At 31.0% G+C, this 13013-nt stretch carries 8 protein-coding genes and 1 pseudogene; 6 read left to right on the top strand and 3 right to left on the bottom strand.

What is annotated here, in order from left to right; all coding sequences use genetic code 11:
• Nucleotides 1–170 precede the first annotated feature (170 nt).
• From LPC11_RS02100 to LPC11_RS02110, 3 genes are all read right to left on the bottom strand, one after another.
• Entirely contained in the window at nt 171–1574 is a 1404-nt protein-coding gene (locus tag LPC11_RS02100; RefSeq protein WP_114599568.1) for a glycosyltransferase family 2 protein, read from the bottom strand.
• A 394-nt stretch (nt 1575–1968) separates the two neighbouring features.
• Complete coding sequence (locus tag LPC11_RS02105) at nt 1969–3741, bottom strand: glycosyltransferase (RefSeq protein ID WP_104681549.1); 1773 nt, start codon at nt 3739–3741, stop codon at nt 1969–1971.
• Nucleotides 3742–3845: 104 nt separating this feature from the next.
• Nucleotides 3846–5489 (bottom strand): phospho-sugar mutase, encoded by a 1644-nt coding sequence (locus LPC11_RS02110; RefSeq protein ID WP_023374049.1) that lies wholly within the window; start codon nt 5487–5489, stop codon nt 3846–3848.
• Nucleotides 5490–5829: 340 nt separating this feature from the next.
• Between LPC11_RS02110 and LPC11_RS02115 the strand changes: the two genes are divergently transcribed.
• The 6 genes and pseudogenes from LPC11_RS02115 to LPC11_RS12580 form a co-directional block, all read left to right on the top strand.
• Nucleotides 5830–6222, top strand: coding sequence for a (deoxy)nucleoside triphosphate pyrophosphohydrolase (locus tag LPC11_RS02115; RefSeq protein WP_023374047.1), 393 nt, complete (start codon nt 5830–5832; stop codon nt 6220–6222).
• Between the two features lie 2 nt (nt 6223–6224).
• Nucleotides 6225–9089, top strand: coding sequence for a DEAD/DEAH box helicase (locus LPC11_RS02120; RefSeq protein ID WP_023374045.1), 2865 nt, complete (start codon nt 6225–6227; stop codon nt 9087–9089).
• A 246-nt stretch (nt 9090–9335) separates the two neighbouring features.
• Nucleotides 9336–10688, top strand: a complete 1353-nt coding sequence (gene lpdA / locus LPC11_RS02125) for a dihydrolipoyl dehydrogenase (RefSeq protein WP_023374043.1) — start codon at nt 9336–9338, stop codon at nt 10686–10688.
• Nucleotides 10689–10754: 66 nt separating this feature from the next.
• Complete coding sequence (locus LPC11_RS02130; RefSeq protein WP_041613707.1) at nt 10755–11708, top strand: thiamine pyrophosphate-dependent dehydrogenase E1 component subunit alpha; 954 nt, start codon at nt 10755–10757, stop codon at nt 11706–11708.
• A gap of 18 nt (nt 11709–11726) precedes the next feature.
• Nucleotides 11727–12767, top strand: coding sequence for an alpha-ketoacid dehydrogenase subunit beta (locus tag LPC11_RS02135; RefSeq protein ID WP_107566316.1), 1041 nt, complete (start codon nt 11727–11729; stop codon nt 12765–12767).
• A gap of 57 nt (nt 12768–12824) precedes the next feature.
• Nucleotides 12825–12953 (top strand): annotated as a pseudogene (locus LPC11_RS12580) (biotin/lipoyl-containing protein); the annotation flags it as partial.
• Nucleotides 12954–13013: the final 60 nt, after the last annotated feature.

Genomic DNA, 13013 nt, shown 5'->3' on the forward strand with positions numbered 1-13013 from the left:
TATCTTTAAAGTGAATGTTGTTTTGAGCTAACTGTAACTGACTCGATTGCTTGCCTACATATTTATTGAATTTAGAGATTTAAGCATAGAAAAACACTTTCCCAAGGTTCATCTTAATTGAGCCATAAGAAAGTGTTTTAAATATATATTGATAAAGTTATGAGATTTGTTTAACTTTTGTATCCAAGGTTACCATTAACCGTTTCATAAAGATTAAATTGGTCATTAGTTTTAACTACAGTAGAATTTAAATCTGCATCTAATACAGTAATTGCTAATTTTCCTTTTGGAAGGTGACTTGTATCAAACTTAACAGAGTATTCTCCAGGTTTTAAACTGTTCTTTTTAATCTTTAAAATTTGATACTGCTCAGGATTTTTTCTGCTTTTAAGTTCCATAAATTCTATATGAGAATTTTTAGAGTATAGTTTTAATGTAATACTTTTATTTTTTCGAATAATATTTTGTAAAGTCACGTGCATATGCTTTAGGTAAAGTTCATTGTTATATGAATAATACGCTTTATTTCTTTTGAATTGTAATTGTTTATCGTCTTTGTCTGAGTACCATTTAATAAAGTCGATGATTTCTGCTTTGTCACCTTTTTTAATTAATGTTATTGCTTTTTTGTTTAGTTCGTCATCTACATACTTAGTCACGTCAAAATCTTTTTCGATTGTATTAATAGCGTCTTGTAATATTGGTAACATAATGTCTATTTCTCTAATGAATGCTTTCTTATAAAATTTACCATTTAATATATCTTTATTGATAAGACGGATAAGTAAATTTCTAAATACTTTTAAGTTTTTATATTTCTTAGATAGATAATTATATGCATCCATCTGAAGTTTCATTCTATTTGGCATCGTAGATTCTTTAGATTTAACTAAAGATACATTATCTTGATATCTATTTGTGTAATAAACAACATCTTCTGTAGTGCTAATTTTGTCTACATGGAAAAAGACTTCAGCAAAGAATTGTAAATCTTCAGCGAAAATCATTTCAGGGAAGCGAATATTATTATTTTTAATGATACTTGCTTTAACCATTCTGCCATGAGGTGCTAAATGATAAAATGACTTACTATTATGATTCAAATCTAATTTTGAATGTGCGATTTTAGATAAAGCGACACCAGCACGAGCTATTTTATCATTAAAGACATAATTTGTTAGACCAGTAGCGTAATCTGTTTTGTTTTTTTTCAAAAGATTATATAAGGTTTCAACAGCATCTTCAGGTAACCAATCATCACCATCAATAAACATCAGATATTTCCCTTTGCTTAAATCAATAGATAGGTTACGAGGCTGAGCAGGTGTCCCTGAATTTTGATCTAATTGGACTAACTTATAGTTGTAGAAATTAGTTAAATTTGAAGCAACGACTTCTAAAGTATCATCAGTAGAACAATCATCTACAACAATGACTTCTAGCTTTTTTAAATCGAACGTTTGATTTAAAATGCTATCTAATGTTTTTTTAATAAATTTCCCTTTATTATACGTGCTTATTAAAATACTAACTTTGACATTGTTAGACTTTTTGTTTTCTGTAATTATTTTCATTATTATCCCCTTAATTTGTATAATGATAGCAATCTAAAATTAAACAATAGATATCTATAATTATGAGTATTTTAATTACCGATATTATTTACCATTTTCATTTTTAAAATCATTTATTTATATTACACAATCAAATAGTAACACATTTCATTTGGGTATAGTAGTATATATAATAAATAGAAAAATCACTATATCAGTTTTTTGTATAACAAAATATACTTGAACTATAGATGATTTGTGAACGTTAAATATCTATGTGTTAATACATTTTTAATTTTCCTGAATTAATATTGTTTAAACTCAAAAATTTCAAATATATTTCATAAAAAAAGTGCATCCTTTAAAGAAAGATTATCTTCTGGGATGCACTTCATTTCTGTACGTTCATTTTTGTTTAACGTTTTAATAATCTGTTTTTGATGTTGGAAAGTTTATTGTTACTTTTAGTATTCTCATTTACATTGTCAGCAGTGGTTTGTTTAGACTGTTCATTAATAAATGATTCAAGGTTAACAGGTGTAACGATATCAGTATTTGCTGAGATATAATAGCCATCTCTAGTGATTAATCTAGGTGTCTTATTTACTGTTTCTTCGATTGAAACTATTTCTACTATATTTCCTTTAGCCACAGATTTCACTTGATCAGTAAAGTTAACGTCATGGTATAAATTAGCTTTTTTAATTGTAACGATATAAGACGGTGGTGTAGTTAAATAACTTGGTTTTTTAGACGCCTTTTTAGCTTTATTGATTGATTCAAGGTCTAATTTAGCACTTTTATTTTTGAATTTACTATTTTTATTATCAATAGGATGTGAAGCATAAACAGTTGAGTGTTCAAAGTCATTAAATTTAATCACAATATTAAAATCATAATTATCTAAATGTAAATCATCTGTTTTTAAATAAATTTGGTTATCATGAATTTTATATTCTAATGTCTTACGAGTACTTTCATCATTGATTTTTACTAATTCTACTGCTTCGATTGTTGTGTCTGGCTTCTTATATACATGAAGTACTTCATAAAATGTTTCATTCATATAATGTGTACCATCATGAACTGCTACACATTTCGAAGTTAATGTTGGTAAGTCATTAAATTTATCCGGGTAGTTGAAATGCACAACATTGTCTTTAATGTATTTATGAGCATGTGCATTATAAAGCATAAATTTGATATATTCTTCAAAATGTTCTTTACTATGCTGGTACGCATGGAAAGCATTTGTATATCTTTCATTTTCTAAAAAGTCTTCTATGTCATATCCATGTTCTTTAATGATTTTCTGAACTTCTTCGAACATATTGTAGTAAACATCTTTGTTGTTTGATTTGAGAAATGATTTTTTAATAAACACTCTAGAAATAAAATCCATTTCAACAATTCGACTAATGATTTGCTTCTTAGCATATTCAGGTAAATCCATATTAATTAAATCTTTAAGGACTTCAATATTAAAATTGGCTTTTTCAATATCATCGGTTTCTTTTACTAAAGAAATATTATCTGAATATCTATTTACATGATATACGTGATCATCTGTCATAGAAGCACTTTTTGATTTACTTATTAATTCTGCATAGAATAATTTATCTTCAGCAAATTTTAAATTTCTAAATTTAATATTATGGTCGATAGCTGTGGAACGTTTAAATATTTTTCCCCATGGTCCCATGCCTCTAAAAATTTTGTAGATTTCATAAGGAACTAGATCATTTGCTTTTTTAAATGAAGCAAAGTTGGCTACTTTGACAATATCCTTGTTTCGGTTTTTAAAAGCTTGACCAAATCCAATATCAGAGCCATGTTCTTCCATTTGATTAATTAGATTTGGATAGCCATTAGGTTCTAACCAATCATCTGCATCAACAATTGTAATATATTTACCCTTAGCTTCTTGTATACCTAAATTTCTGGGATCGGCAGGACCACCAGAATTTTCTTCTAGCTGAATGCAACGAATAAAGTCATATTCATCTGCATATTTTTTTAAAATATTATAAGAATTATCAGTCGACACATCGTCTACAAATATGACTTCTAACTGAGATTTATCCATATTTAAATCAATAATAGATTGAATACACTTATCTAAAAATTTTTCTTTATTATAAACTGATACCACAATTGAAATTAATTTATTAATGATAAGACCTCCCAAATTAATGCATTGATTAAAATATTACCCAATTATAAAGCATTATAAATATTGTGTACATTAATTTGGGTTTAATAAATAATAATATACTTTTGATATTTAAAGCATTATTTTAAATTAAATATTTCTTCATTAATTTGTTGTGCTACATCATCGAAATGATCAATCGTTAATGACACATATAGTTTAATTTTAGGTTCAGTACCAGATGGTCTTAAGGCAATAAAACCTTCTTTGAAATAGATTTTAAGAACGTTTGCTTTTGGAAGTGTGATTGGTGTTGTTTCATTTGTTTGGAAATCAACTTTTTCTCCAGTTTCATAATCTTCAATAGCAAGAACATCTAATCCATTAATTGTACGGGGTGGGTTATTTCTATAAGATTTCATAATATCATCTATAATGGCTTTACCTTTAGCACCTTCAAATGTATGTGAGAATAATTGGTCATTATGACGTCCAACTTGTTGATAAATGTCCTCTAAATCATCTTTTAACATTCTGCCTTCATTTTTAAGTTCAGATGCATATTTGATGATAAGTGGAACGATTTGAATGGCATCTTTATCTCTAACAAAAGGTCCTGCTAAGAAGCCATAACTTTCTTCATAGCCTAATAAATAATTTTGATCTTCAGACATATTTCTGATTGCTTCAGCAATATATTTAAACCCAGTTAAAACTTCTTTGTATGCGACATCGTGGTGGCGTGCCACAGATTTAGCTAATTCACTACTAACAATGGATTGAATCATCAATCTATTATTTAAATGTGAAGTTGCTTTGATTTGATAGTTTAATAAAAGGGCGCCGATTTGGTTACCATTATAATAATAGATATTGCCTTCTTTATCGCGTTCTGCTATACCTAATCGGTCTGCATCAGGGTCCGTACTGATTAATAAATCTGCATTGACTTGATTTGCAAGCTCGATAGATTGATCAAATGCTTTGTGATCTTCTGGGTTAGCACTAGCGACAGAACTGAAATTAGGATCTGGTTTACATTGTGCTTCGACTAAATTAAATTGATTAAAGTTTAATTTAGATAATATTTCAGGAACTACAGGTACACTTGTACCATGTAAACTTGTGAAGACCACTTGTAAATCTGATTGTGGTATATCACCAACTAATGATTGAATTTCCTTAAAATAAGATGCTCTTACTTCATCTGGCACTGATAAAATCAATGATTGTTGTTCATTTGATAATAGAGGTAATTCAATAGTAAGTGGATCACATAAAGCATTGATGAAATCACTTAATACATTAGAAGGCTCTGTAGATAGTTGGGCGCCATCTTCACCATAAACTTTGATACCATTATAGTCTTTAGGATTGTGACTTGCAGTGATCATAACACCAGCATGTGCTTCTAAAAATCTCACAGCATATGATAGGTCAGGTGTTGTACGATATGTATCTGATAAATAAACTTTGATATCATGACTTGCTAAAATTGACGCAATGATTTGAGCAAACTCAGGTGATAAATGTCTTGTATCATAGTGAATCACTGCTACAGGTGAGTTATGTTTTGATTTTAAAAATTGCGCTAAACCAAGAGCAACTTTAGAAACTGTGAATCGATTTAAACGGCCTTCACCAAGACCTAATTTACCTCTGATACCTGCTGTACCGAAAGCAAGCGTTGTTTCAAAGCCTTCTTGTTGTTCCTCTGAAGATTGTTGATTATAAAAGTCTTTAACTAAACTGTCGTCTATGACGTTAATCCAATTATCTTTCATAAATATAAATTCCCCTTTAAAAAATAATGATGCGACATATAAAATTTAATGCTTAATTTAAAATTAAATATACCATGTAACGTTTATAAACATTGTAATGTACGCATGTAAGTTAACTTTATTATATAGTACATTTATTGCAAGTTACATTAAAAAGTTAAGAAAAAATGATAGATGGGCAATAATTGGTAAATATTAAACAGAAACCTAGATAAGACAATCTGTCCAGTTTTTTTATGATTAAATATAGTATTGGTCTTAAATTTTCATTAGATAAATTACTATATTCAATTTATTTGATAGAATGAATATATATAAACAAATTTAAAAGGTGATAGTTATGAAAAAAGTAATAAATGTAGTTGGCGCAGTTATATATTCAGATAACAAAATTTTATGTGCACAAAGAAGTGAACATATGAGTCTCCCGTTATTATGGGAATTTCCTGGTGGGAAGATTGAAAAAGGGGAATCAGAAGAAGAAGCGTTAATTAGAGAAATTAAAGAAGAAATGAAGTGTGATATCTCAGTCAAAGAAAAATTGACAACTACAGAACATGAATATGATTTTGGTATTGTTAATTTAACAACTTTTAAATGTCATTTAAATCAACAATTACCTACTTTAACAGAACATAAAGAGATAAAGTGGTTACCAATTAATCAACTTGATTCAATAGAATGGGCTCCAGCAGATGTCCCAGCAGTTAAATTATTAATAGAAGGGGAATAGCTATGAATAGGCTAATCGAAGATTTTACACAATCGCTATATAAAGGTTTTATCGATAAAGATGTATCACATCAGGGTAACTTTACGCCTAAGCTATTAATTAATAATAAAAAAGAAAATGTTTTATCAACAATAGTACAAGAATTACAAAAGTGCTCATCTTTTAGTATATCAGTGGCTTTTATTACTGAAAGTGGATTAGCTAGTTTAAAATCTTATTTATATGATTTAAACCAAAAAGGAATAAAAGGGAAAATACTTACTTCAAATTATTTGGGATTTAATAGTCCTAAAATGTATTATGAACTACTTAAATTAGAAAATGTTGAGGTAAGATTAACAGATGTAGAAGGATTTCACGCCAAAGGTTATATTTTTGATCATGACAATTATTCTTCGATGATCATTGGTAGTTCAAATTTAACTTCCAATGCATTGAAAATTAACTATGAGCACAATATTCTTTTATCAACGCATAGAAATGGTGAGTTAGTTCATAATGTGAAATCACAATTTAATGATCTGTGGGACAAAAGTATACCACTGACACCAAGTTGGGTTGAAGAATATCAAGAAACGTTTGAGTATAAGTCAATAAAGAAAGTATTTGAAATACAAAAGGAACAATTGATATCTACAGAAAAATTTAAAAATGCTATAGATATTCAACCTAATAAAATGCAGAAAGAAGCATTAAAATGTTTAGAGTCTCTTAGAAACGAAGGGAAAGAAAAAAGCTTAATTATTTCGGCTACAGGGACAGGTAAAACAATATTATGTGCCTTAGATGTTAGGGCATTCAATCCAAATAGGTTCTTGTTCATAGTACATAATGAAGGTATTTTAAACAGAGCTAAAGAAGAGTTTAGAAAAGTAATGCCTCATATTGATGAAAAAGAATTTGGACTATTAACTGGGAAACATAAAGATATCAAAGCGAGATATTTATTTGCTACTATTCAAACATTATCTAATAATGAGAATTTTAAAGAATTTACAAAGGACCATTTTGATTATATTGTTTTTGATGAAGCACATAGATCAGCTGCAACCAGTTATCAGAAAGTATTCAATTACTTCACACCCAAGTTTATGTTAGGTATGACAGCAACTCCAGAAAGAACCGATGATTTAAATATATATGAATTATTTGATTATAATGTGGCTTTTGAAATTAGATTACAAGAGGTTTTAGAAAGTGAAATTTTATGTCCATTCCATTATTTTGGGGTCACGGATTATTCACTTAACGGAGAAATAAATGAGGATGTTACTGATTTAAAGAACTTAACATCTGATGAAAGATTAAAGAACATTTTAGAAAAAACACATTACTATGGTTATTCTGGAGAAGAATTAAAGGGCCTGATTTTTGTTAGTCGGAGAGAGGAAGCATATGAGTTAGCAGAAAAACTAACTAATTACGGAATCCCTTCTGTTGGTTTGACTGGTAAAGATAATATCAATGTACGAAGTACTACAATTGATCGCTTGAAAAATGGGGAAATCAACTATATTATTACTGTCGACTTATTTAATGAAGGTATCGATATACCGGAAGTGAATCAAGTTGTAATGTTACGACCTACAGAATCAAGCATCATTTTTATTCAACAATTAGGTAGAGGATTAAGAAAAAGTTCTAATAAGGACTATGTTACAGTAATTGATTTTATAGGAAACTATAAAACTAATTACTTAATACCGGTTGCTTTATCAGGTGATCAATCTCAAAATAAGGATAATTATAAAAGATTCTTAACAACTAATAGCGAACTGAATGGTGTTTCTACTATTAACTTTGAAGAAATAGCTAAAAAAAGAATTTATGATTCTTTAGATGCTGTTAAACTTAATCAACCAAAATTATTAAGAGAAGCATATGAAACGGTTAAGAAAAGAATAGGTAAGCAACCTATGTTAATGGATTTCATAAGACAAAATTCAGTGGACCCAAGTGTTATTTTTTCTAAATACAAAAATTATCATGAATTTTTAACTAAAAATAAATATATTGAAGATACATTAAGTATAAATGAATTTAAGAATTTAACATTTTTATCTAGACAGTTAACACCAGGATTAAAAAAGGTGGATATTGATGTATTAGAAACTTTAGTCGAAGGCGAAACTTCAATTGATAATTTAATTGAAAGTATGAGACATCAAAATGATGATATAACTGAAAAAGATGTGATGACATCATTAAAAGTTTTAGATTATACATTATTTAAAGCAACAATTGGAGATACTTATGGAAACCCACTTATAGTTATTAATGATAGAAACGTGGAGCTTTCAAATGATTTTTCTAGTGCCTTAAAGAAACCATTTTTTAAGAAATACTTTTTAGATTTAATCGAACTATCTAAATATAATAATATGCGATATCAAAATAGTGGAAATGAAATGATAATTTACAACAAATATTCTAGAGAAGATTTCGTGAAATTATTAAATTGGGATAGTGATGAGTCAGGAACAATTAATGGATATAAAATGAAACATCAAACATTACCTATATTTATAACTTATGACAAACACGAAGATATAAGTGATAATACAAAATATGAAGATGAATTTTTAAGTCAGGATGAATTGAAATGGTATACGCGCTCTCCAAGAAAGATAACCTCTCCTGAAGTACAAAATATACTGAAACATGCGGAAGATAATGTAACGATGTATATTTTTGTTAAGAAAAAAGATGATGATGGCAAGTATTTCTATTATTTAGGTACAGCAAATTATATTAAAGATACAGAAGAAGAAGATATCATGCCAAATGGTAATTCCGTGGTAACAATGAAAATTTCTATGCATCAAGCAGTTAGAGACGATATTTATAGATATATAACTGAAAATTAATAGTTTTATCATTTCAAGTAAGATGAACGCATTGTTCATCTTACTTTTTTTATTTTCCTAAATAATATTTATTTTATTATTCTCATTTGCTCAAATATCCTTTTAGTTGTAATATGTAATTAAAGGAATAAGAAAACGCTTACACACAATATAATACTTTCTTCGCTTTTTATTTTCTTGTTTCTTTGGGTTTTCTTTTCAATTTAAATGGTTTTTATGAACATGTTAAGGAAAGGGGGATGTGATATGGCAAGTAACTATGATCTTGTAGTGATTGGTGCTGGACCTGGTGGCTATGTGGCGGCAATTAGAGCGGCACAACTTGGTAAATCAGTCGCAATCGTTGAAAAGCAACATGTTGGGGGAACGTGTTTGAATGTTGGTTGTATTCCTTCTAAAACGTTACTTGAGTTTGGGTCTCAAGTACATCAAATCCATGCTGCTAATGATTTAGGTATCACAACGGATCATTTGAATATTGATTATCCACGTTTATTTGAACATAAGAACAACATTGTTCACACATTAACAAATGGTGTAACACAATTGCTTAAGAAGAATAACGTTGAACTGATTCAAGGAGAAGCTGTGCTTAAAGATGGACTAACGATCGAAGTGAATCAACAATCACTGAAGGCGAAAGATGTCATATTAGCAACAGGCAGTCAACCATTTGTTCCGCCTATTGAAGGTATCGAAGATGTAGATTATCTAACAACTGACACCTTCTTTAACCTACAGTCATTACCGAAACGTTTAGCCGTCATTGGTGGTGGTGTGATTGCTACTGAATTAGCATCATCTATGGCTGATTTAGGCGTAGACGTGACGATCATTGAAGTAGCTGATGATATCTTGTTGACTGAAATTGAAGAAGTACGTGAATATTTGAAAGTACATCTGGAAGAACAAAGTGTTCATATCATTACACAAGCGCAAATTAAGCAAGTAACATCTTCTGCTATTCAACTAGCAACTGGTGACACAGTTAAATTCGATCAATTATTAATTGCGACAGGTAGAAAGCCAAATACACAAGTAGTAAACGCGCTCAATATCGATATGGATGGTTCATTCATTCAAGTGAATGCGTTTAATCAGACAAGTAACGACCATATCTATGCTATTGGAGACTTAGTCAAAGGTTACCAATTGGCGCATACTGCAAGTGCACAAGGTATCGTAGTAGCCGAAAGGTTAGCTGGTTTAAATCCTAGACCTGTTAATCCAAATGAAATTACAAGATGTATTTATACAAGAATTGAAGCGGCATCCGTTGGACTTTCAGAACAACAGGCGAAAGATGCAGGTTATGATGTAGCAGTTACTGAATCAAGTTTTCAAGGTAATGCGAAAGCAATGATTAAAGGCGAATCTCAAGGATTTATTAAAATAGTGTCTGACAAGCAATACAATGAAATCTTGGGAGCATTTATAGTGGGACCGCATGCAACAGATCTCATTGGTGAAGTTTTAGGTGTCAAAGCTTCAGAAGGTACAATGAATGAACTATCTCAAATTATTCAACCTCATCCATCTCTATTAGAAGCGTTAGGTGAAGGTGCAGATGCATTATTTAAAAAAGCTATACACATGTAATTTACATTTAAATATCTGAATTTTGTGACAAAAATGTGATCTTGTGTATCGGTTAAAGGGGAGGAAATGACTATGGAAAAGGAACAAGCACGTTGGATTTATAAAACAATGAATGAAATTCGATACTTTGAAGAAAAAGTGCATAAAATTTTTAGTGATGGTCAAATTCCTGGATTCGTCCACTTGTATGTGGGTGAAGAAGCAGTTGCTACAGGTATCATGTCATTGTTAGAAGATGATGATTATATTACAAGTACACACCGTGGACATGGTCATGCGATTGCTAAAGGTTGTGATTTAAACGGCATGATGGCTGAAATTATGGGTAAGAAAGATGGACTTGGCCATGGTAAAGGTGGCTCTATGCACGTAGCCGAAATCGACAAAGGTATGTTAGGTGCCAATGGAATTGTAAGTGGTGGCTTTGGCCTTGCGACGGGTGCGGGTATATCCATTAGAAACCAGAAAAAAGAAAATGTTGCAGTATGTTTCTTTGGTGATGGTGCAGCCAATGAAGGTAATTTCCATGAGGGGTTAAACTTTGCATCTATTTTAAATTTACCAGTGATATTTGTTTGTGAAAATAACCAATTCGCTGAAGGTACAACACATGATTACGCTAGTGCATCTGAAACAATTGCGGAACGTGCTAAAGCGTATAACATGCCTGGTGTTAGAGTGGACGGCATGGATGTGATAGAAGTAAGAAATGCTGCTAAAGAAGCGGTGGAACGAGCTAAAAATGGAGAAGGACCAACACTGATCGAATGTGATACGTATCGAAAATATGGTCACTTTGAAGGTGATGAACAAAAGGTTAAATCACCTAATGATCGAAATGCAGATAAAAATGCTACAGAAGAATTTAGAAAAGTAGCAATCAACGAAGGTTGGTTAACAGAAGAAGAAGCAACGGAAATTGAACAAGCTGCAGAACAAGCAGTTGAAGATTCAGTCGCATACGCAGAACAAAGTGAGTTACCAGATGTCGAATCACTATATAAAGATGTATTTGCATAAGCAAAGGGGGATATCATTATGAGTGAAAATCGTAAGTTAACATTTATGGGTGCAATCAACGAAGCAATCGATCAATCAATGGAAAAGGATGACAATGTCATTTTAATTGGTACAGATGTCTCTGGTGGTGCCAATGTGGAACATATCAAAGATGATGATACCTTTGGTGGTGTATTTGGTGTAACCAAAGGTTTGGCTAAAAAGTATAGTCGTGATCGTGTTATTGACACACCAATAGCAGAACATATTACCTTAAGTACAGCAGTTGGTGCGGCAGCTACTGGTTTACGTCCAATCGCAGAGTTAATGTTCAATGACTTTATTGGATTTGGTCTGGATCCTATTTTGAACCAAGGGGCAAAAATGCGCTATATGTTTGGTGGGAAAGCTAAGATTCCTTTAGTGGTTAGAACTGTACACGGTGCAGGCGCAGGTGCAGCAGCACAACATTCACAATCACTATATAATATGTTTGCTGCGATTCCAGGTGTTAAGGTCGTTGTGCCATCTAATCCATATGACGCTAAAGGATTATTAAATGCTGCCATTGAGGATGACAATTTAGTCGTATTCTCTGAAGATAAAACACTATTAGGTCAAAAAGGCGAGGTACCGGAAGAACATTATACGGTAGAAATTGGGAAAGCCAATGTTGTTCGAGAAGGTAGCGATTTATCAATTGTAGCTATAGGTAAAATGGTAGCTGTCGCTTTAGAAACGGCAGACCAATTAGCTGAAAGCAATGTATCTGTTGAAGTGATTGATTTACGCTCAGTATCACCTTGGGATAAAGATACAGTATTAAATTCAGTTAAGAAAACAGGGCGACTCATCGTCATCGATGAATCTAACCCACAATGTAATGTAGCTGGTGATGTGGCATCAGTGATTGGTGATATTGGATTTGATTATTTAGATGGTCCAATTAAAAAGATAACTGCACCAGACACACCAGTACCATTTGCAGCTAACTTAGAGGAAGCTTATATTCCAAATACAGATAAAGTTTTAGATGTCGCATCAGAATTAATCGATGATTTGAAACAAGCTAAATCATAAGTATGGGGGGTGTGAAGCATGAGTGAAAATATTATAATGCCGAAATTAGGAATGACAATGAAAGAAGGAACTGTTGAAGAATGGTTTAAATCAGAAGGTGACACAGTCAATGAAGGAGACAGTATTGTCACAATTAGTTCTGAAAAGTTAACACAAGACGTAGAAGCACCAGCATCAGGTACATTATTAAAAATTAATGTACAAGCAGGAGAAGAAGCAAAAGTTAAAGCAGTGCTCGGAGTTATT

The organism is Staphylococcus sp. HL28 (assembly GCF_021117155.1).
GTDB classification, from domain to species: domain Bacteria; phylum Bacillota; class Bacilli; order Staphylococcales; family Staphylococcaceae; genus Staphylococcus; species Staphylococcus warneri.

Coding starts and splice junctions, on each gene's coding strand:
- LPC11_RS02100 (WP_114599568.1), bottom strand. CDS start 1,574: ATGAAAATAATTACAGAAAACAAAAAGTCTAACAATGTCAAAGTTAGT.
- LPC11_RS02110 (WP_023374049.1), bottom strand. CDS start 5,489: ATGAAAGATAATTGGATTAACGTCATAGACGACAGTTTAGTTAAAGAC.
- LPC11_RS02115 (WP_023374047.1), top strand. CDS start 5,830: ATGAAAAAAGTAATAAATGTAGTTGGCGCAGTTATATATTCAGATAAC.
- LPC11_RS02120 (WP_023374045.1), top strand. CDS start 6,225: ATGAATAGGCTAATCGAAGATTTTACACAATCGCTATATAAAGGTTTT.
- lpdA (WP_023374043.1), top strand. CDS start 9,336: ATGGCAAGTAACTATGATCTTGTAGTGATTGGTGCTGGACCTGGTGGC.
- LPC11_RS02130 (WP_041613707.1), top strand. CDS start 10,755: ATGACTATGGAAAAGGAACAAGCACGTTGGATTTATAAAACAATGAAT.
- LPC11_RS02135 (WP_107566316.1), top strand. CDS start 11,727: ATGAGTGAAAATCGTAAGTTAACATTTATGGGTGCAATCAACGAAGCA.